The sequence below is a fragment of the uncultured Adlercreutzia sp. genome, assembly GCA_910585575.1.
GTDB lineage: Bacteria > Actinomycetota > Coriobacteriia > Coriobacteriales > Eggerthellaceae > Adlercreutzia.
Window position 1 is genome coordinate 1 of the sequence record CAJUFS010000029.1, and the last position, 21,964, is coordinate 21,964.

General features: G+C 59.1%; 10 protein-coding genes and 2 tRNA genes. 11 read left to right on the plus strand and 1 reads right to left on the minus strand.

Translation table 11 applies throughout. The annotated features are described in order from the left end of the window. Window positions 1-26: 26 nt before the first annotated feature. The 8 genes from QZ307_RS05485 to QZ307_RS05520 all read left to right on the plus strand — a co-directional run bounded on the left by QZ307_RS05485 (window position 27) and on the right by QZ307_RS05520 (window position 17,169). Window positions 27-103, plus strand: a tRNA-Ile gene (locus QZ307_RS05485). A 123-nt stretch (window positions 104-226) separates the two neighbouring features. Continuing rightward, a tRNA-Ala gene (locus QZ307_RS05490) sits at window positions 227-302 on the plus strand. Window positions 303-1,482: 1,180 nt separating this feature from the next. Then, window positions 1,483-3,849, plus strand: a complete 2,367-nt coding sequence (locus QZ307_RS05495; protein ID WP_295996967.1) for a hypothetical protein — start codon at window positions 1,483-1,485, stop codon at window positions 3,847-3,849. A gap of 14 nt (window positions 3,850-3,863) precedes the next feature. After that, the gene (locus tag QZ307_RS05500) at window positions 3,864-9,155 is read left to right on the plus strand and encodes a SpaA isopeptide-forming pilin-related protein (protein ID WP_295996970.1); all 5,292 of its coding nucleotides are present in this window, start codon (window positions 3,864-3,866) and stop codon (window positions 9,153-9,155) included. 126 nt (window positions 9,156-9,281) lie between these two features. After that, on the plus strand, window positions 9,282-9,869 hold the full coding sequence (locus tag QZ307_RS05505; RefSeq protein ID WP_295996973.1) for a signal peptidase I: 588 nt from the start codon (window positions 9,282-9,284) through the stop codon (window positions 9,867-9,869). A gap of 406 nt (window positions 9,870-10,275) precedes the next feature. Beyond that, window positions 10,276-15,294, plus strand: coding sequence for an MBG domain-containing protein (locus QZ307_RS05510; protein WP_295996976.1), 5,019 nt, complete (start codon window positions 10,276-10,278; stop codon window positions 15,292-15,294). A gap of 54 nt (window positions 15,295-15,348) precedes the next feature. After that, window positions 15,349-15,849: a hypothetical protein gene (locus QZ307_RS05515; protein WP_295996980.1), complete on the plus strand. Its 501-nt coding sequence runs from the start codon at window positions 15,349-15,351 to the stop codon at window positions 15,847-15,849. Window positions 15,850-16,095: 246 nt separating this feature from the next. Then, window positions 16,096-17,169: an Rpn family recombination-promoting nuclease/putative transposase gene (locus QZ307_RS05520; RefSeq protein ID WP_295996983.1), complete on the plus strand. Its 1,074-nt coding sequence runs from the start codon at window positions 16,096-16,098 to the stop codon at window positions 17,167-17,169. Between the two features lie 34 nt (window positions 17,170-17,203). Here the strand turns inward: QZ307_RS05520 and QZ307_RS05525 are convergent, their stop codons facing one another. Further along, window positions 17,204-18,055: a TraX family protein gene (locus tag QZ307_RS05525; protein WP_295996985.1), complete on the minus strand. Its 852-nt coding sequence runs from the start codon at window positions 18,053-18,055 to the stop codon at window positions 17,204-17,206. Between the two features lie 76 nt (window positions 18,056-18,131). Here QZ307_RS05525 and QZ307_RS05530 point away from each other — a divergent pair, with 76 nt between their 5' ends. The 3 genes from QZ307_RS05530 (at window position 18,132) to typA (ending at window position 21,675) form a co-directional block, all read left to right on the plus strand. Next, entirely contained in the window at window positions 18,132-18,821 is a 690-nt protein-coding gene (locus QZ307_RS05530; RefSeq protein ID WP_295996988.1) for a CPBP family glutamic-type intramembrane protease, read from the plus strand. A gap of 213 nt (window positions 18,822-19,034) precedes the next feature. Further along, a complete protein-coding gene (locus tag QZ307_RS05535; protein WP_295996991.1) occupies window positions 19,035-19,679 on the plus strand; it encodes a J domain-containing protein in 645 nt (214 codons plus the stop codon). 184 nt (window positions 19,680-19,863) lie between these two features. Continuing rightward, on the plus strand, window positions 19,864-21,675 hold the full coding sequence (typA, locus tag QZ307_RS05540) for a translational GTPase TypA (protein WP_295996997.1): 1,812 nt from the start codon (window positions 19,864-19,866) through the stop codon (window positions 21,673-21,675). Window positions 21,676-21,964 lie beyond the last annotated feature (289 nt).

A 21,964-nucleotide genomic window follows, 5' to 3' on the forward strand; every position in this document is an offset into this window, starting at 1 on the left:
CGTAAGATAGTCAAGCACTTTTTCAAGGGCCCGTAGCTCAGTTGGTTAGAGCGCACGCCTGATAAGCGTGAGGTCGCTGGTTCAAATCCATTCGGGCCCACCATTTTTTTGCGATAAACGCTCCACCGTGAGCCGAGTTAGCCGGTGGAGCGTTTATTATATTTCGGGCCAGATCGGCCACTTGTTCTTTCTCGTCCCGAAGTAAAAAATGGGAAAAGGAAACCATGGGGTGTTAGCTCAGCTGGGAGAGCGCGGGCTTTGCAAGCCTGAGGTCAGGGGTTCGATCCCCCTACACTCCACCAAGTCTTATCGGGCGCCTACTAAGGTAGGCGCCCGTTTTTTGTTGCCGCAGAATGTCTGGCTTATTGAAGGGGCTTGCGTTCTGGGCAAAAGAACGCGTCTTCTCGATTGCTCGCACAAGGGAGGCGGCTGCCTTGCAGGCCAAAATGCTCCTTCTTGATGGTTCTTGTAGAGGTTTGCTGTACTGAAGGAATGCGACTCCCCCCTCCCGTACTTGGCGCCAAGTGGAGCATCTGGTCAAAATAAGCCCCAGGCGGGGTTTTTGTTTGCTCGGGAGGCTTTAAGGTCGAAATCGGGCCGAGGCGGGGTTTCGGTGTGGAAAACGGCCTCTGTTTGACCACCTCGTGGCCAAACAAGCTGCATTTTCCTTCGATAAGCGCCATCGGGCTCTACAAAACCCCCGCCTCGGCCCGATTTCGACCTTAAAACTCGTTTTCCGAACAAAACCCCCGCTTCGATAGAAAATTGACCCGATCGAAGCATATGTCTCGGAGGGGGATTCAAAAGAGAAACCCAATGTCAGCACTGCACCAGCGTCGACGCTTCACCAGCAGCAACACGGCGTCACCAACAGCGTGCCGACAGTGTTAATGACGACCAGTGTCAACACGCTCAGACCTCCTCTTCTCCTTAGCGTTGGATTTGACTCTAAGCGCATCTTGTGTACCAAACGCGGGGTTTTTCGTCATCTACGAGCGAGAAAATCAACAATTTGGTGTCGGCGGCAATTTGGGAATGCCTGTTGACGGGCCGACTATAGACTTTTATGAGTTGATTTGTTTACAATATCGTCACAATCAAATAGTTAGTAGGCGCAGGTCACAGGCGTAAAGAGCGTAGAACGACAGCCCTGTGAGTTCGCCTAAAGAAGAACTATCGCGCAACTCGTTCGTTCGTTACCAAAAACCGTTCGTTCGAGTACGAAAAGGAAGGTTTTTCGCAAAAACGCAAAAGAGGCTCCTCTTCTGCGTCATTGCGCGTTTAAGGCCTTCCGCCGCTTCGCTGCCGTTCCCCAGCGGCGGCGAGCAAAAGCGACGATCGACGAGAGACGTTCGACGAGACGCGAGCCGCGAGAGACGAGAAAGGCCAAGGCCGCACCGCTGCAAGACGAGCAAGGCAGCGTGAGCCCAAGGCCGGCGGGGCAGGGAGGATTCCCCGCTTGAGGAGCAGAGGAGAACGAAGGTGAAGAGTCAGACGAAGGCAATGGCCCTGAAGGCGGAACACTTCGGCCATAAGGTACTGGCGCTCGCACTGGCAACGGCCTTGGCCGCCCCTTTGTCGTTGGGCGCCATGGCAAGCCGCGCGTTTGCCGATGAGCCGACCGGGGAAGAGTCGACCGAAGCCCCCGCACCGGCTGACCAGGAAGCAACCCTGACCATTCACGGCATCGATTTCATGAATCCCACCGCTGAAGACGGCCTGTGGGATCTGTTCCGCGTCGACAACGGCGAGGGCAAGAACATCTACATCGAGGTTGAGCAGGACGGCAAGGTCATTGCTCCGCGGTTCACCTACACTATTGTGGAGGGCCAGAACACCGATGCGGAAAAGGCCGATACCGACTACGCGGGCACGGGCGACAACCGCATCGCCCAGATCGTCGCGCTGAAGATCGCTCAGGCCTCCGACGCCAAAGAGACTCCGGCGGCGCAGAGCTTGCAGCAGGCCTTCGCTGATCCGGCCAAGTTCCCCAGCTATACGGTGAAGGTGTACAACGCCAAGCGTCAGGGCGACATGATCTACCAGGGAACCGTGCACCCGGTGTATGCCAAGCTGGTGGCCGATGACGGTACCGAAGAGTGGAAGGTGTTGGGTATCCGCACCGAGGGCCCCGAGGGATCTCAGGACCAGTTCGCTGACACCATCGGCGCGGGCACTACTTACTATAAGAACATCGGCGGCGACAACCCCGTCACCTATCAGTGCGTGAACACGAACGAGGCCGGCGATCCGGTGGTGGAGAAGGCCGCCGACGGCAAGAGCTATGTGGTCACCTACCAGCAGGTGGCGGCCGACGCCGTGTCGGGCGCCCTGAAATATGTGGACGAGAACGGCGCGGTGGTCGACACCGAGATTGTTGAGGACCTGGGCACGGGCAAGGACGTGGCCATCAAGAAGTCCTTCTTCAAGTCGGTGGAGAACCCCGAGACGGGCGAGGTGGAATCGCACTACTACCGTGTCATTCAGCGCCTGAACGGCTCGACGATCACGCTGACCCCCGAGCAGGCCACCAAGCAGGTGCGCGTCATGGAGGTGAAGGCCGCCACGGCCGGCGCCTATCAGGTGACTATTAAGTATGTAGACGAGAACGGCAAGCTTCTGTGGACCGACGGCGTCGACGTGAAGGGCGAGGGCTACCAGTACACGCTGCCCAACTCCTTCTCGGTGAGCGCGGTGAAGACGGCCGACGGGGCCGCCAGCACCGATCGCTCCAACGACAGCTGGGGCGTGAACTACTACACGCTGGCCTCCTGGACCATCGAGTCCAACGCGGTTGACGACAACGAGGCCATCGGCGCTCGCAACAGCACAACCCAGGAAGGCAATCCGGTGGTGACGTTCGAGCCCGGCGAATATCCGGCGGGTCGCACCGTAACGGCGCAGTACGCCTCGCAGGCTACCACCCAGAAGGTGAATCTGACCGTCATGGAAATCGATGGCGAAACCGGCAACCTCATCGATAAGGTGCAGTACGAAGTGACGCCCACGCAGTCGGCCACCTACACGCCGGCGCGCAAGAGCAACGGCATGGTTCCGTGGTCGGGCAACATGGACCCCATCACCTACGCCTGGGAGGATTTGGAAAAGGGCACTGACGTGCTCCAATATGTGTACTACGTGTCCGAGGACTACGTGCCCGGCGACGCCTACGACATCACGGTGCAGTACATGAACATCGCGAACAGCGAAATCCTGCGCACCGAAACGATTACCGTCGACCCCGAGGCGAACGACTACGTGTCGATTCTGGGCGAGGAAACCTTCTCGGTGGGCAATGAGACCTACGTGCGCTTGGGCGGCCAGGAAACGGCCCTTCGCCACAGCTACCTGTCGCCGGCGCGTACTTACACTATTTACTATCGCGACGTGAACGACGAGCTGAGCGCCAACATTACCGTGCGCCGCACGCAGATTGTCGACACCGAGCGCGTCCAAGTGGTGCCCGGCACCACGGTCATGACGGCGGCCCCCGTGGCTGCGGCGCCGACCGACGACGATGCGACGCCGCCCGCGGCGGACGGCACTACGCCAGCGGCACCGGCGACGGTTGACGCCGGCGTTGGCGCTGGTGACGCCTCCACGGTGATCAATGACGACGACAACCCGCTGGCCAATTTGAACGGTCAGGACACCACTACTGAGCGCACCATCGTCGACGACGAGAACCCGCTCTACTCCGGCCTGGCCCAAGATTTGGAAACCACTGGTTCCGGCATGGCCATCCGCATCGCCACGGGCGTCGCGCTTCTGGTGGCCGCCGGCATCGCCTTCTGGTGGCTGCGCCGCCGCAACCGCGATAAATCCGCAACCGACTCGATGAACGCGTAAGGAAGGAGGACGACATGACTAAGCTGCTGCAAAATAAATCGCTCATCAAGTTCCTGGCCATTGCCCTGTCGGTCCTGCTTATTGTTGCCCTCATTCCGCAAATTAGCATTGCCTACGGCTCGAAGGACGACGTCGTGTCCGAGGACAACCCCATCGTCGAGACGGACGCGGGAGAAGAGGCCGCCCTGGCAGACACGGGTGAAGAGCTCGAGGCTGAGGGTGAGCAACCTGCTGACGAAGCGGACGACCCCGCTGAAGGCGAGGGTGAGGAAGCCCCTGACCCCGCAACGAACGAGCCCGCGCCCCAGGCTGACGAGGGCGTTGCTGCTGTGATCGACGAGCCGACGCAGCCCGCCAAGGCGGCACGAGCGGCGGCCACGACAACCGAAGCGCTGACCAACAGCGCAAATCACACGATTGATGGCGACATCACCAACTCGAAGGGGACCCTGGAGTACAGCATTCCAGGGCAGACCCGCACTTTAAAGGTCAACGGTACGCTTCACAGCAATATCTTGGTCACAGGTGCAGGCGGAAAGCTTAACTTGGAGGTAAGCAAGGGCGGTATCCTTAACGGCGATATCAGGGTAACGGGAGGAGCCAAGCTTGTCGTCGTAGGCGCAGGTACCATTCAAGGAACGGGCAATGGATCCGTTATTTCCGTCGAGGGCTCTGGCACCCAGAACACACGTCTCGTGTTTGGTGAGGTAAGCGGCACTGCTCCTAAGGTTACGGGAGGAAAGGGAACCGTGCACGAGGCCCAGGAGAACAAGCGGGTCGGTGGCGGCATCCGTGTCATTAGGACCGACAAGAGTGGTTCGAAGGCCGCCTCGTTCTTGATGCGCCATGGCACGATTGAGGGCAACGAGGCTCAAGCTGGCGGCGGTATCTACGTCGATAGCGGCTGCGGCTTTACCATGGATGGCGGTACTGTCGAAGGAAATACTGCAACGGACTCCGAGGGCGGCGGTATCTTCGTATGGAGCAACAAAGATGCCTCGTTTGGCGATTACGTGAAAATTAATGCTGGCAAAATCATCAACAACAAAACGGAAAACGAATTCTCGTGGGGCGGAGGCGGCTTGTTCGTGAACAGCGGCGCCGCTGTTCACGTCAACTCCGCTCAAATTACGGGAAACACAGCGCACGGCCTGGGCGGCGGTGTTGCCGGATGCCCTCATGCGAGCATCGCCGTAACCACGGTGGCCAACGGCGCGGCTATCTACCAAAATGATGCCCAGGGAACCTCCTTCCCCACTAATCCGCGCTTGCGCCTTCTGGACACCAATTCCGTCATCGAAGGAAACGAAAATAAAGTAGTGGCCACGGGCGACTTCCTCTTTGACGGCCTGCAGGAGGTGGAAGGCTTAGGAACGGCAGGGGCTGACGGCCGCTGGTCCGGAAGCGGGGCTTCAAAAGGCTCAACAAGTGTTTTTGCAAAATACGGCAACTATGCAAAGAGCGACAATCTATCTCAATACGCACAAGACTTCTATTGCACCCGTGCAAGCTATATCGCACCGACGAGCCTGGGTGATGAGTCTGGCGTTGCCTGGGTTGGTTTCGAGGCGGGCATCCCCGCTGTCGCAAAGAACGCTACGGTGTCTGCAGACAATATGGAAACACGGCTCGTGCAGATTTCCACCGTAGATAGTGCTGGCGATAACGCTGCCGTAACGCAGTACGCCTCTGTTGACGCAACTCTTGGTTTGACGAGTAAAGCGACTAAGGACGACTTCGCCGGCGCAAGAGAAGTTGAGATTTCAGGAAATGTAAGCTACACCCACGGCGGTGGCGTTGCTTCGAATGGCGCCCTGGAGTTTGGCACCTTTGATTGGGAGAACGAGTCGTTTGCCCAATCTTATAGTGTTGTGTTGCAGAAAGAAATCGTTAACAGCCTCAAAAATCAAATTGGAAAGAAAGAGGACGGCACTTACTCGTTTACCGAGGATGAGCGGTTTACGTTCACTCTTACCGATAAGGATACCAAGGAGACGTACAAGGCTACCAGCGACGAAAATGGCGTTATCACGTTCGTGGGAATTCCCGGGTTTACTGCCAACGACTTCTCTGGCGGCAAGACGACGGTTGAGAAGACCAAGCAGTTTACCCTAACCGAAGAGAGCAACGCCCTCTACGACACCATTAAAGAAGTAACCGTCGATGTGAAGCTGCAGGGTAAAAAAGAAACCACTAAGTTCATCACATCGGCCCAAGTCATGCACAGCTCTACGGTGTATGAGACAGAAGTTGAAAGTGTGACAGTGGGTCAGCAGAACAATAATATTGTCACCAACACCCTCCAGCTGAAGGGCGAAGAGACTCTTCAGATTCAGAAGAACACGGTCGGCATTGGCGGCGGATCGTTCGACTTCCAGGTGCAGGAAGTGAACGTTCCCGAGGAGAGCGCGGTGTCCGACGACGAAGTCGTGCTTCCTGATGGAGCAACGGTCGAATCTCTCACTAAGGCCGGTAATCCTTCTTCGCTGAAGGTAGAGAACATCAAAGAGGAGGACGGCAAGGGTAGCGGCACCACCGAGTCGAAGCTTTCGTATACCGAGCCTGGTACCCACTGGTATCTGATTTCGGAAACCTCCGGAGACAAGACGACGGACTCTGGTACAGAAGTTGACTATGACAAGACCGTCTACCTTGTGCGCGTCGGCGTAACGGAGTCGAACGATCATCGCAGCCTGGAAACCGTCAAGACTACGTGGAAAGCTAGCGATGCCAGCGCTTCTAAGCTGGCGAAGGTGGAGAGCGCCGAAAACGTTTCCTTCACGAACGTGGCCATGAAGTACGCGGGTTTCGAACTTGGGCTGACCAAGCGGATTCTGACTACCCTAGGCGATAACCTCGATCTGGATAATCGCACCTTCACTTTCTCGCTCTTCGACGGTGATAAAGTTGTGGTCGAGGATGCCGTCACCGATGCCACCACGGGTAAGCTGACTCTGGCGTTGACCGATCCCGCCTACGCGAAGGCCGCCTACGAGGCCGGCGAAAACGGGACGACGTTCACTTTCACGCTGGAGGAGGCCCCTGAGGCCGAGGGCTCCTTTATGAGCACCATTGAGAAAGCCGAAGTCCTGGTCGAGCTGAAAGCCTCGGGCGAGCGCAAAACGGTTGATGACCACGAGGTGTTCCTGGTCACCCCCACGGTGGAAACCGTGACGGTAAACGGCACCGATGTAACTGCCGAAGCTGACAAGAGCATCACGGTTACCAACCGCTACACGCCCAACGGTACTTGGCAGTTCACGGCCGATAAGTTCTTCTATGGCGATCAGCCCAACAACTGCTCCTTCACTATGGTTGAGCTTGAGGCAGCTCCGGCCGCTGATCAGCCGCTGGCCGAGGTTGCCGTCAAGCAGGGCGACCCTTGGACCGCCAAAGTTAACGCCACCGACTTCGACCAGGACGGCAAGGCCGCCATCACCTTCCCCGCCGTTCCCTACAAGGCCGAGGGCACGGGCGAGGGCAAGCAGAATGATGTGGGTGACCACTTCTACCTCATCACCGAGGACGGCGACGCCAGCGCCAAGGACACCACCGCATACGTGGTGCAGGTATCTGTGGCTGTGAGTGAAACCAACCCCGGCGAGCTCGTCACCACCGAAACCGTGCTCGGCTACGCCGACGATGTGAACCAGCCGCTTCAGACGCTCACGGACGCTACCGAGCGTCCGTCCTTCTACAACACCGACACCTTCGGTCTCATCAGCGCGGCTAACTTCAGCGTGTACGCGGCCAGTGGCGAGCCGGTGGATCAGGTGTGCTACGTCGACCCGAAGATCTACAAGAACCTGGAAGGTCGCGCCATCAAGTCCGGCGAGTTCGCCTTCAAGCTGATCGAGGTTGCCAACTACGACGACACCGAGGGTACGGTTATTTCCGCCACCACGAATGACGAGTTCGGCATGGTCGACTTCGACAAGGCCAACAATGTGTCCGGCGACCTGGAGAACCCCAGCTGCCTGGCGTACACGAAGCCCGGAACCTACTACTACCGTGTTATTGAGGACACCAGCAAGGGTGGCATGAACGATCAGTCCGTGCTGTACAGCGACCAGGTGATCACCTTCACCACGGTCATCGAGCAGAACGAGCAGACCGGCCAGCTGGAGTGCACTGACATGTACTACGGCTACTGGGACAAGGCCGCTGGCAAGAACGTGCGTTTCGACGAGCAGTACGTCGATTACGACACCACGCCGGCCAACATCGGCGACATGGCGAAGCTGAACCCCGATTGGCATCCCACCATCACCAACAAGACGCGCCCCATGGACCTGCAGGTGCGCAAGACCAGCGTCACTGATCGCAACGAGGGCCTGGTGGGCGCCACCTACGCGCTATACATGGTGAACGAGAACGCCCAGGGCGATATCAAGCTGGCTGAGGCCACGTCCGAGGAGGGCGGCTGGATCACCTACAAGAACGTGAGCCTGTCCACCAACAACCTCTACTACTTTAAGGAAACGGCTGCCCCGGCTGGCCATACCGTCAGCGAGTTCCGCAGCGCGTACTTCTCGCTGGTCGAGGATGCCGCGTCCGACAACGGCTACACCTTGCAGTACCGCGACACGAAGGCCGCTGCCGAGACTTCCGCTGATGCCGCGCTCCTGGCCGATGACGTCATCGAGGCCGACATGAAGAACGCGGCTGCCGAGGACACCGCTGCTGACGGCGACGAGCAGGCCCAGGCCACCGACGAGGAGACCCAGCTCGGCTACAGCGCCGACGGCAACGTCCTGCTGACCTACAACAAGGACGGCGGCGTGGCCGACGAGGCCACCGAGCTTTCGGTGAGCAAGCTGGACACGCGCACCCACGAGTGGGTGGAAGGCGCCGACCTGGTCATCCTCGAGAAGGATTCCGGCAAGGAGATTGCCAGCTGGACGTCGGGCAAGGCCCCGCAGAAGCTGGAGAAGACGCTGAACGTGGGCACGACCTACCTGCTGCGCGAGGTAAACGCTCCCGAGAACTACAAGCTGGCCAATGACGTGGAGTTCGTCATCGATAGCTACGGCAACGTGTCCATCACGAAGGGCACCGAGAATGGCAACGCCGAGCTGAGCGACAACACCATCAACCTCTACGACACCATGATGGACGCCGAAGAGGTGGATACGCAGAACCGCGAGAAAGTGCGCGAGGTGCCCGAGGCCGGGTCGCTGTTGGCTAAGACGGGCGACATGCTGCCGCTGCTGGGCATTGGCGTGGTGGCGCTGGCGGCCCTGATTGCTCTGCTGGTGGCAGTGCGCCGCCGCCGCGCAAACGAGAAGGACAGCGCGCAATCGTAGCGCCGGCGTAGGCCCTGAACCATAGCAAGAGGATGTGCGCGAGGCTCGGAAGGGCTTCGCGCACATTCGTGCTTGCAGGGCAGGGTGAGAAGAACGATCGGGAAAGGAAGAAGACGGAACCGCAGCATGATGGCCCAGGCGAACAACGCAGCGATGGCGGAGACGCTTGACGGCGCGCAGGACAAGTTCTCGCGCGAAGTCGACGAGCGCCTGGCCCATCTGCGCTCGATTTCGCGAGTGTGCTCGGTCATCGGCGTCATCCTGCTGTCGGCCGTGGTGGCCCTGGCTCTGAGCGCCACCATTCTTCCCCGCATTATGGGGCTGCAGGCCTACGCCATTGTGTCCGGGTCCATGGAGCCGAACCTGCCCGTGGGCAGCTTGGTGTATGCCGAGCCCTATGCCCCCGAAAGCCTGGCGCCCGGGGATGTGGCGGTGTTTTGGCGTAAGGGCGACGTCATCGTGCATCGGGTGGAAGAGAACCGCACGGAGAAGCAGGACCTTATTACTCGCGGCGATGCGAATGACGGCATCGACGCCCACCCCGCGCAATACGAGGATGTGGTGGGCCGTGTGGTGTCGGATATCCCCTACATCGGCTATTTCATCATGGCCCTGGCATCGCTGCCGGGCAAGTTCGTGCTGGGTTGGGTCGTGCTCATGGGCGCCGCATTCGCGATTATCGGCACCTATATCGCCAACTTGGCGCGGCGGTAAGGAGCGACGGGCAAATTCCAGGAGTCAAAGAACCAAGACCGCCGCGAGCGGTCTTTGCTTTTTTGGGGCAAAAAGTTCGTCTATAAACGAACGACACGATTTTTGTCACCAACGCCTTCTTATTGACAGGAAAAGTTACAGCAAGTTAACGACAACCGCATTCATCAGCTGTTTTGTCATTTATTAGTCAGAAACTCATTGAAGTTTTGATACTATCAAGCTCCCTGGATCAGCATATTTTGTGATGGTTCAGAGAAGGAATGAGGAATCGGATGCCTCATCGCTGTCAGCGATCGAGCCCCGATTTGCCAGGTGGAAAGCCCATCTGGACGCGGCTTATCGCACCAGCGATAAGACATCTGGTTCCTTAGAAGCTAGGACGAAGAAGAAAAGGTTGGTGGTAGGAATGCACAGGTTGGCGCGCTTTGCCGACGCGCGGAACACTGCCGAGGGCAAGTTCGTAGCAATCTTGCTGTCGGTGCTGCTAGTGTTCTCGTTCCTGAACGTGACGATGTTCACGGACAGGGCGAATGCAGGCGAGAACGATCTCGAGAGCAGCGAAACGACGCTGCCCGTCGAGGACAAGGCTCTCGAGGCCGACGATGCTGAGGAGGAGACCGAGGCTGAGACGGAGGAAGTCGAGACCGAGGGTCTGACGGATGAGGGCGACGACGAGTCCGACGAGTCCGACGGCGCATCCCTGGCCGATGAAGGCGAGGAGTCCGAGGACGCCGCTGTCGAGGCCGACGAGGCCGACGAGGCGACCGGTACCGAGTCCGATCCCGTGGCTCCCGTTGAGGAGAACGACAAGTCCGAGGCGTCCGATCAGGCCGCTCCGCAAAAGGTCACCCCGCGCGAAGTGGCGCTCCCGGTTGAACTTGCGGACACTCAAACGAGCACGGGTCGATTCTATCTTCTGCGCCCGGGCAAAGAAGCTTCCGATGCGAACTACAAGGATGCTTGGGTTTATGTGGGAGCAGAAACAATCGAGGGTCCCTCTCCTGAGGCTATTGGTAAAGGCAACAAGCTCGATATGAGCTACATTACGCGATATCCGTCGGATTTCCCCACGATCCAAGGTGTTGACGGCAACGACTATACCTACGATACCGATGAAACGAAGCCCGGCACATATCATGTGGAATGGACTGATTGCGGGGTTGCCTACGGCTGGAATGTCGGCAGCCAGGAGCATGACGCCAATACCCTTACTTACCATGTTAACGGTGTGGCTATTCTGCATTATCAGCAGTATCGCAACATCGATTTCAAGGTAAGCACTTTGGGCGGCGCTTACACCTCGGTTCAAAATTGGCCGAAGGTGATCGAGTTGAATAAGAGCTATACGGCCCCGACCGTAGAGGTTCCTGAGGGTCAAGTGTTCGAGGGCTGGTATACGGACGCCGCTTGCGAAAACGAAGCAACTTCCGAACAGCTCTCGGTGGCCACCGCCGATATGACGTTCTACGGAAAGCTTGTTAAGGAAAAGCATAACCTTACCTACAAGTCCGAGAACGAGGTCCTGAGCACTACAGTTCAGGAATGCGAAGAGCCCTTCACGGTTGCTGAGGCTCCCGAGAAGAACGGCTACACCTTCGTTGGTTGGAAGGGCGACGACGGAAAAACTTACACGGCCGGCGCTCAGGCCATGATGCCCCACGCCCACCTTACTCTAACGGCCCAGTGGGAGCCGAACGAGGTTAAAAGCTACACTGTGCGCTATCTTGAAAAGGAAACGAACAACTCCCTGCGGGACAAGGTAGTGGTGTCGGCTCCTGAGGGAAAGAGCTGGAAGGTCGGAGATACCATCACCGACTTCGCCAACACCACAGAGTCCGTTGAGGGTTACACCATCATTGATGTTGTTCCGAAGACGCTGACTCTTAGTGCAAACGAAGACGAGAATGTCGTAACTGTCTACTACCAGAAGCGCACGGATATTTCCTACACCGTCAAGTACGTGCGGCAGGGAGATGAGGCCAAAGAACTGGCCGATCGAAAGGTCGTAACGGGCCAGACGTTTGAAAGTGAAGTGGCAGAGGACGCCATCGCTATTGAGGGCTATGCCCCTGTCGACAGCCGCAAAACGTTGGTGCTTGAAAAGGCCGAGGGCAACGAGATCGTCTTCGAGTACACTCCTCGAACCGATACGTCGTACGTGGTTCAGTATTACTACGAGGAGCGGGGGGTCTATCCCGAGTCACCGACTAAGGTAAGCGAGCCCCGCTTCGGCACTACGGACACCACGGTCTCGCTTATGGCGGAAGATTCGGTGCCTCAGCTGGTCTATGGGGATACGCGTACGTTTGTGTACGACAAGACGATGTCGACTGAGCAGGACATCCTCAAAGGTGATGGCACGACGGTACTGAAGGTTTACTTCAAGCAGCAGATTAACCTCACCTTCCAGCCGGGCGAATATGGAACGTTCGAAGAAACAACGCGCACCTACAACTACGGGGACAAAGTCGTTGCTCCTGAGGTAACGGGCCGAAAGGGCTATAACTTTACGGGCTGGACGCCGACGCTCGGTTCGGATACTACGGCCACCGAAAACGGCACCTATATTGCCCAGTGGGCAGCAAACGAAGACACGCTCTACACCGTTGAGTATTACTACATGAACGAGGGTAAGTATTCCACGGTTGCGACTTCTTCTGTCCAGCGTTCTGGTACTACGGGAACGGTGGTCGAGCTGACCGAGGCCGATAAGACGACCAACAAGGCCGATTACGCCTATGACGCCGACAAAACAGAGTTCGAAAAAGCCATGTCGGCCGCCATCGCTGGGGACGAAACGACAGTGCTGAAGGTCTACTTCAAGCAGAACTTCACCGTGAAGTTCACGACGGCGCCGAACAAGCAGTTCTTTTTCGATGATGCTGCAACAGAGGTGCGCGACCTCGCGTATGGTGCCAAAGCGCCTGCGCCTCCGACGGCTGACCCGGAGAAGGCCTACGGTTGGAAGCTTACAGGGTGGAAAAACATCGCTACCGGTGAAGTGATTTCCGTTGACTCTGCCCTGCCAGAGGTAATCAATAGTGCGACCTACGAGGCCCAGTGGGAAGCTGACGAGGATGTCACCTATAGGGTGGTGTACGAGGCTACCGAGGGAGGCCATCTTGCGGGCGAGGGTGCCGCCAAGCAGCTCGTCAACGACCGCATCCCCGTAGCGACAAAAGACGGAGTCACTGGCGCGACGGCAGGCGACCCTGATCCGGGATACCGGTTTGACGGCTGGTACAAGTCGGATGAAAACGGAAGGGTGTACTTGACCTCCGAGCTCCTCCTTGATCGTGAGACGACGATGGGACGGATCAATGAAGATCCCAGCCGCGGCATCTTCTCTGACACGACCTTCCTTGCACGGTTCGTTCCCGACTGGACGGGTCTGGCTGTTCAGGGGATCGACGCTATGTACGACGGCACCGAGAAGAGCCTGGTTGTTTCTGGCCTGGTTGATAGAGACGTGGTGACAGTCGACGGCGAGCAAGTTAGCTTCAAGGCTGATGGCACGCTTGTGGGTACTGGCTACGAAAACGTGATGGACAAGACGGTGACCATCACGGTTAAGCGCGGCTCGTTCGAGAAGAAGCTCGAGCCGGTTAAGGTAGTCATTAAGCCGGCGCAGCTCATCATCAAGAAAGAACTCAAGGAAGTATTCACCGGGTTTGCCTACGTTCTCGACTTGACGAGCGAGGATGTCGAGGGTGTTGCCAAAAACCAGACCGTCGACTTCAGCGGCTACAACGCTAACAAGCTCACAAGAACGGATGTGGGTGTGTCTGAGTGGAAGACTCCCGAAGATGAAGTAGCCCTGAAAATCAAGAAGACCTCGGGCGTGGAAACCACTGCTAATTACGAGATCACGGTTGGTCTTAAGATCACCATCGATCCGCTGACCATCGAGCCTTCGGGCGAGGACGGCTCTGAGTCCAAGATGGTTGTCACTGCGGCGACGGACGCGGTGTATGACGGCCGCGACCACAAGTTCGTTCCCGAGGTGGTGAACACGGCCACGACGCCTCAGACGGTGCTGACCGAAGGTGCCGATAAGGACTACACGGTGAGCTACTACCGCGTGAATGCCGATGGCGAGCGCGTTGCAACGACTGACTTCCGCAACGTGGGCACAATCATCGCCGTTGTAACGGGCGTGAAAAACTACAAGGGCTCCGTTGAGCGCACCTACCAGATTACGCCGCTGCCGGTGACGGTGACGGCTGCCAGCCTGGGCAAGGTGTACGGCGCGGCTGACCCGACCCTGACGGCCTCTGTGGCCGACCAAGCCGGTAACGCGAAGCCCAACGACGGCTATGCGATCCAGTACACCGTGTCCCGTGCCGCGGGCGAGGCTACCGGCGACTACGCTATCACCGCAACGGGCGAGCGCAACCAGGGCAACTATGTAGTGTCCTTCGCTCCCGGCGTGTTCACCATTTCGCCGGCGGGCAGCAATGTGGTCACCGTGAGCAACCTGGTGGGCACGAACGGCCTCACCAAGACCTATGACGGCGAGCCCACCTGGGTGACCCCCACGGCTTCCGTGGCCGGTTCCACCTTCGAGTACTCGCTCGACGGCCGTACCTGGACGGCTGAGGTTCCGACGTTTACCAATGCCGGCAGCTACAACGTGTGGGTGCGCGCCAACGCCGCCAACTACACGACCTCGGCGGCCGTGCAGGCGACGGTGACCATCAACCCGCGTCCCATCACCATTACGGTGAACAACGCCTCTAAGGTGCGCGGTGAGGCCGACCCGGTGTTCACGGGCTCCATCACCGAGGGTATTCTGGTGAACGCCAACGACCTGGGCGCCATCACCTTCTCCCGCACCAACCGCACGAACGCCGTGGGCATCTACCCCGGTGTGCTGACGGCCAACTTCGCCGACAACGACAACTACACGGTGACGGTGCAGCTGGGCGACTTCACGGTGCGCGCCGCGACGACGCCGGCCGCGCCGGAGGACGATGACCCTGAGGGCACGGGCTCCACGCCGTCGAACCCGGGCACCACGCCCACGACGCCGGGTCGCACGACGGTGACGAGCGGCACCCCGACGCCGACTACCATCGATGACGATGCCGATGCCACTGATTTCGATACCACGATCGACGACGCCGGTGTGCCCGAGGCCATCGACGACGAGGCAACGCCCATGACCGCGGCTCCCACCGCAGGCGACGAGGCCATCGACGATGATGCCACTCCCATGGGCGCCTTCGAGGACGACCACGCCGACTGCTGGGTTCACTGGATCATGATCCTGGGCATTGTGGCCACTGCTGTCTACGGCATCGCCGTGGTGCGCCGCCGCCTGGGCTTCGGCGATGACATCGATGATTACGAGGACCAGATCATGGGCCGCAGCGACGTCTCTGCGACGACCACGATGCCCGCTGACGGTCGCCAGGCTCTGTAGGAACCAACTGGCGGGGCGCGCCACGCGTCGCCCCGCCTTAGGAAAGGCTGAAAGATGAGAAAGAACAACTGGATTGTGGCGGGAGTTGCCGTAGTTGCCTCCATCGCCCTTTTGGCCCTGTGGTTCGGCCTGGGCTTCAATCATGTGGACACGCCGCTCGACCTGGTGGTTGCTATTCTGTGGTGGGTCGTGGTTGCGGCGGTTATCGCCGGCATTATGGTGGCCGAGCAGAAGCGCCGTCAGAAGATGCGCCTGGCCTTCGTGGGCGACGGCGTGCTGTACAACGCCGAGCGCGGCATCGTGCTGGTGGAGAATGGCTGGGACGAGGTGTCGACGCTCCAGCGCACGCTCGATTCGCTGAGCTACGCCGACCAGGCTGCCGAGCTTTCGCGCCGCAGCCGCCCCGCGTTCCGCTGGGTGGTGCGCTCCCGCAAGTTCGACCAGGGCGGCGATGTGTGGGAAGGCGAAGTGCTCCCCGTCGGCGACCCGAGCGCCCAGGCGGTGCCCTTCGGCAGCCGCGACGAGCTGGCCCGCCTGATCGGAGCCGCCGCGTAGCGCAAGTAATCGCACAACATCGAACCGACAAGGGCCGCCGGGACAACCCGGCGGCCCTTGTTTTGTGTCTGGCCTCCGAAGGTATTGCGAAAAGTGGAGTAGAGGATGTCTAGCTTGCGGGGGTGGTGCGAACGAAATGCGTGGAGTATGCGGTAGGAGTGCTTCTGCGTTGCGTCTCCAGAGCGAACAACTTGCGATCCGACGCAAGTATCATGGCCGGCTCAATTTCTGAGAAAAGGAGGAGCCATGCGTGATGGTAAGTTTGAATTCACTGACGGGCCTATGTTCAGCCGCGTCATGTCCAACGAAAGTATTTGTCGTCGAGTGCTTGAGGCTATTCTTGGCATAGAGATCGAACGCATAGTTTATTCCCATATCGAGCACTCAATTGAGCCAGGGTTGAGCGCCCGTGGCATACGGGCCGACGTTTACGTGAAAACCGATGAGGCGGTATACGATATCGAAATGCAGACATCAGGCGGTTTCGCCATGGGCAAGAGGCTTCGCTACTACCAGGGGGCCATGGATGTTGGTACGCTGAAGAAGGGGCAGGCTTACGACGAATTACCGCAGAGCATCATAATCTTCATCTGCGACTACGATCCGTATCTTCAAAACGCACCAGTCTATAAGCTCAATATGGAATGCCTCGATCATCCTGACATAAGAATCGGCCATGGGTTTTCCTGGATTGTTCTCAACGCCACCGCCTTCGCCAGACTGGAAAGCGGGCCTCTACACGACCTGTTAGAATACGTGGCAGAAGGCAAAGTCAGCCGCTCGCGGGGTTTAACAGCGGACATCAACAGGGCCGTTGAAGCAGCGAATACTGACGAAAAGTGGCGGAGGGAAAAGATGGACGTCTATACCTGGGAAGAGGATATAGCTGCTAAGGCGGGGTATCTCGAGAGAAAGTCGAAGAAACTCGAGTCGAAAGAGGAAAGCCTCGGCGCACAAGAGGAACGCCTGGGCGCAAAAGAGGAAAGTCTTGCTGAGCGCGCGGAGGACCTTGCCGAAAGAGAATCGAGCGTTGCCGAAAAGGAAGAGGGCCTAACCGCAAGGGAAGAAAATCTTGCCGCAAAGGAAGAGGGCTTAACCGCAAAGGAGGTGAATCTGGTTACAAAGGAAGAGAACCTGGCTGCAAGAGAAGAGGGTCTTGAGGCTAGGGAAGGGAGCCTGCTCGACAGAGAGGGGGATCTTGCCGAAAGGGAGGCCGCGGCTGAGGCAGCGCGGATAAGGATTGATAAGGAGAAAGCAGAGCTCGCCCTTCTTGCCGAAGAACTTCGAAAGCGGGCTAAGGAGCTGGGGTCGAAAGAGTAAAAGGCGCGCCGCGGATAAGGGGCGCGAAGCCCAGTTACCAAATTTGAGCCAGGGCCCACAGTATTGTCAGGTGGGCGGGGTAGTAGATATAGAAGAACCATTTCAACGGCCGGCCTCGCTGGCCGTTGTAGCTTATCAGCAACAAGATAGCCACACCGAAGCCGAGCGTGGCGTAGCCGAGCGCTCCCAGCCCTCCCACGAATCCGCCTGCGTCCTCCACGGTGTAGGAGGGCATCACGGGAGATGGTACGGCCCCTGAGGGGGCTTCGAGGAGGATAACCCAGGGCGATTCCGTTTGCAGAAGCGCCTCGTCTGGCTCAGCGACTTCGGCGCCTTTCGCTGCTTGATTCGTGAGCGATGCGCGCGACGGCACTGCGCCACTGTTGGCCTCTAGGGCCGCTGCTATGTCCGAGACTGCGGGAAGGGCCAGCGCCAATGTAGCCGTCAACATAGTTAGCCCCACTGCCTTTCGCGCACCGTCGTCGTGCAGGCGATGGAACAGGTAGATCATCAACGGCCCGATCACGCCCCAGTCGCACCATAGGCTGGCCGCCAGCACACCCACGAATAGCGCGCCGAAAGCAAGACGGTTGCGCAGATGTTCGTCGGCCCAGAGAATCCCCAGCCCCATAAGCAGCGTAACCAGCACGTTGGCGGTGGCGCCCCAAAGCAGCGAGTAAGGCACCTGCGCCACTAAGGCAAAAAGTGCCAGCCGCCTCGCGTAGCGCCGGATATCGCTCGTGTGCCGATACCCCTCGCACAGCAGAAAAGCCATGATGGGGAACGTGAGTCCTCCCATGCTGCACAGCGATACCGTTATCCATCCAGGCATCTGCAGCGCGAAAATGTTGGCTACATGATTGCAGGTCATGCCCACGATGGCCACGACCTTCAAGGTGAAACTTGTAATGGCTGGTCTGTTCATGCTGATATAGTAAACGAAAACAAGGAAGGGGAGTCCTTTGACCGCAGCGCCACATTGCAACCGCATCGCCGCCGTGCCGGTGGTACTGGTGCTGCTTGCGGGCCTCGTCGGCGGTGTGGGCACGATGGTTTCGGCCGGCGTGTTGTGGAGCGCATCGCTAGAAGGTGTTGGCAATGCGATGGCGGTGGCGGTGGAGACCAGCGTTGTCGAGGAGGTGCTCTTCCGTGGCGTGGTGCTGTGGGGCCTCATTGCGTGGTGGGGCCGCGGGTGCACGAAACAAGCGGCGACGAAACAAGCGGCGACGAAACAAGCGGCGACGAAGCATGCGGTGATCGCCTCGGCAGTGCTGTTCGGGGTGCTCCATCTTGCCCCTGACGGTCCGCTGGTTTCCGAGAGCGCCTGGGCGGCGGCTGAGGCAACGGGCGCCCCGTGGCTTATCTTGGCTGGTCAAGCGGTGCTGAAAGTGGTTCAGGCCACTTTGTTTGGCGTGATCATGGCGCGGTTCGTGGTGCGAAGCCCGTGGTTTCAGGAAGCAGGATGGCAGCGCGCGAGAAGCCTGCTCGTCCCTCTCGTCATCCACTTCGCCTTCGATATGCTTTACTTGGGAATTCCCCTTTGCGCGGGGCTTTCGCTCCCCGATTCCTATCTCACCGGCTCCGTGGGCGACATGGCCACTCTGGCCCTTACGGCGTTTCTTCTCGCCCTTGCGCTAAAGGCTGATTGTTGACGCAATGCCGGCAGCTTTTTCGTGCGTCTAAAGAGGCTGCTGGGAAGGGGTGATGGTGCTGTGGTCTTATCAATTTAGTATAAATGGGTATTTTTAATATAACCACAGCGCAACAAGGGGATGTCGCCGGGAAGGATTTTGGAAGCGCTGCGGTTTTCGTGCAGGAGGGGGTTGCGGGACCGTCGATCGGGCGGTTCGTGCTAGGATGCCCGCATGAACAGAACAGAAGCCTTGCATATTCTCGGCCTTGAAGACGATGCTTCAGCCGACGACATCAAAATCGCCTATCGCGAGACGGTGCAGATTCTTCATCCCGACAAATTCGCGGGTAATGAGAAATTGCAGAACCGCGCTACCGAGCAGTTCAAGCGCCTCCAGGAAGCCTATGACTTGCTGTGCTCTTCAGCGGGCCGGACGAGTCGCGGCCGTACTGCCGGGGGCACCGGTTCCTCTGCTTCGTCCCGCGCTTCAGGTGGCACCTCCGCCGCTTCGGGTGCTGCGCGCTCGTGGACGGAAACGGAAGGCGATGTTGAGGTTGAGTATCTGACCGTGGCCGAAATCAAAGCGCGCCTTGCCGGCATTGCCGCAGCCCGCGCGCAGCTGGTGTCCCAGCGCGACCTGGTCACCGACGAGCGCCGCAACGGTCTCATTATGGCCGGAGTTGGCGCCGTCGCCACGCTTTTCACCATCCGTCGTCCTTTCGGCATCCTCGGCATGATTGCTGCCGTTGCAGGCACGGCAACGGTGTGGGGTATCATCCAGGTGATCGGCGCGCAAAGAAATCTCAACACTTTAAACGATCACTTGGCCAAACTCACCGAGGAACGCAAAGAATACGAAGCGTTGCTGGAAGAGTAGGCTTATAATTTCCAGGCCCCATACTCGGGGGTTCCTCCGCAGGAGCAAAAGAGCTGTCCGCGGCGCACCAGCGCACCGGCGCACGGTGTGACCCAGGTCGCTTCAGCTTGCAGCTCGCTCAAGGTGAGCATCCAAGCTGTTTTCTGCGAAGCGCCCCGAGACGAAACGATACGAAAGAAGATTCATGAAGCAAGAGAACATTCGCAACGTCGCCATCATCGCCCACGTCGATCACGGCAAAACCACGCTGGTCGATCGTCTGCTGTGGTCGTCCCACGTCTTCCGCGAGAACCAGCAGGTGGAAGAGCGCGTCCTCGACTCCAACGACCAGGAGCGCGAGCGCGGCATCACCATTTTGTCCAAGAACATTTCCATCACCTACAAGGGCGTGAAGATCAACGTCATCGACACCCCGGGCCATGCCGACTTCGGCGGCGAGGTGGAGCGCGTCCTGAACATGGCCGACGGCGCCCTGCTCATTGTCGACGCCTACGAGGGCCCGAAGCCCCAGACACGCTTCGTGCTGTCCCACGCCCTGGAGCGCGGTCTGCGCATCGTGGTGGTGGTCAACAAAATTGACCGTCCCAACGCCGACCCCGAGGGCGCCGTGGACAAGGTGTTCGACCTCATGGTTGAACTGGGCGCCACCGATGAGCAGCTCGACTTCCCTGTGGTCTACGCATCGGCTGTCAACGGCTACGCGCGCATGACTCCCGATGACGGCAACATGGACATGGTGCCGCTGCTCGATACCATTCTGGATGAAATTCCCGCGCCCGACGTGGACATCGACGGCCCCGTGGCTCTGCAGGTGTGCACCGTGGACCACAGCTCCTACGAGGGCCGCATCGGCGTCGGTCGCCTGGTAAGCGGCACGCTCCACGAGAAGGAGCAGGTGCTGGTGGTCAAGCCCGACGGCACCGAGCGCAAGGCCCAAATTCGCAAGGTGTACACCTTCGAGAACTTGGGCAAGGCCGAAGTGGTAGCCGCCGATGCAGGCGACATCGTGGCCGTCATCGGCATTGAGGACGCTGACATCGGCGACATCATCACCGACCCCGAGAGTCCTGTGGAGATGGCCCCCATCGCCGTAGAGGAGCCCACCATGGCCGTCGTCTTCGAGGCGTCCACTAGCCCCCTGGTTGGTCGCGAGGGCGACATTGTGGGCGGTCGCCAGCTGAAGGAGCGCCTCATGCGCGAGAAGGAGAGCAACATCTCCATGCGCATCAACGAGCTTGAGGACAAGACGGGCATCGAGGTGGCCGGCCGTGGCGTGCTGCACCTGTCCGTGCTCATGGAAACCATGCGTCGCGAGGGCTTCGAGTTCCAGGTGGGCCGCCCCCGTGTGGTGTACAAGAAGGCCGCCGACGGCAGCAAGCTGGAGCCCATCGAGGAAGCCACGGTGGACGTGCCCAACGAGTATGCCGGCAAGGCCATCGAGGTCATGGGCACCGCGGGGGGCATCATGGAGGACATGGCCCAGGACGAGACCATGACGCACCTCACCTTCCGCATCCCCTCCCGCGGCACCATGGGCCTGAAGACACGCATTCTCAACGCCACCCACGGCGAGGCGGTGCTGTTCCACCACTTCAAGGAGTACGGTCCCTTCTCGGGCGAGATGGCTGGCCGCAAGAACGGTGGCATGATTGCCATGTCCACGGGCAAGGCGGTGGCCTACGCCCTCGACACGCTGCAGGAGCGCGGGCGCTTGTTCGTGAGCCCGGGCGACGAGTGCTACGAGGGCATGATCGTGGGCGAGTCGGCCAAGGAAGGCGACATGGTGGTGAACGTCGAGAAGACGAAGAACCTGGGCAACCAGCGTTCCAGCTCGGCTGACAAGGCCATTCAGCTGACGCCGCCCATCACCTTCACGCTGGAAGAGGCCTTGGAGTACATCGAAGACGACGAGCTGGTCGAGGTGACGCCGGAATCCATCCGCCTGCGCAAGCGCCTGCTGTCCGCCACCGACCGCAAGAAGGCCGCTAAGAAATAGCACGTTTCGGCAACGGCTGCTGCGCTTGACAGGGATGCCGGCGCGGCGGCTTTCCTAGGCGTTGTTCCTCGCGCCTGCCGGCTCCCCGCCGGCTGCCTTGGGCGCGCCTGTGAACGCGTCTCCTTCTCACATCAAACCCCATGTCAATTACTCATAGTTGACATGGGGTTTCTTTCTTTGCAGTCATTGACGATACGTGAATCAAAAGTGGTCAAATTGTGCGTCGGTTGTTACCAAGCGGTAAGCCGTGGGACAATGCAGGACGAAATCATCGGGGACTGTCTCAAAA

Coding starts and splice junctions, on each gene's coding strand:
- QZ307_RS05500 (WP_295996970.1), top strand. CDS start 3,864: ATGACTAAGCTGCTGCAAAATAAATCGCTCATCAAGTTCCTGGCCATT.
- QZ307_RS05505 (WP_295996973.1), top strand. CDS start 9,282: ATGATGGCCCAGGCGAACAACGCAGCGATGGCGGAGACGCTTGACGGC.
- QZ307_RS05510 (WP_295996976.1), top strand. CDS start 10,276: ATGCACAGGTTGGCGCGCTTTGCCGACGCGCGGAACACTGCCGAGGGC.
- QZ307_RS05515 (WP_295996980.1), top strand. CDS start 15,349: ATGAGAAAGAACAACTGGATTGTGGCGGGAGTTGCCGTAGTTGCCTCC.
- QZ307_RS05520 (WP_295996983.1), top strand. CDS start 16,096: ATGCGTGATGGTAAGTTTGAATTCACTGACGGGCCTATGTTCAGCCGC.
- QZ307_RS05535 (WP_295996991.1), top strand. CDS start 19,035: ATGAACAGAACAGAAGCCTTGCATATTCTCGGCCTTGAAGACGATGCT.
- typA (WP_295996997.1), top strand. CDS start 19,864: ATGAAGCAAGAGAACATTCGCAACGTCGCCATCATCGCCCACGTCGAT.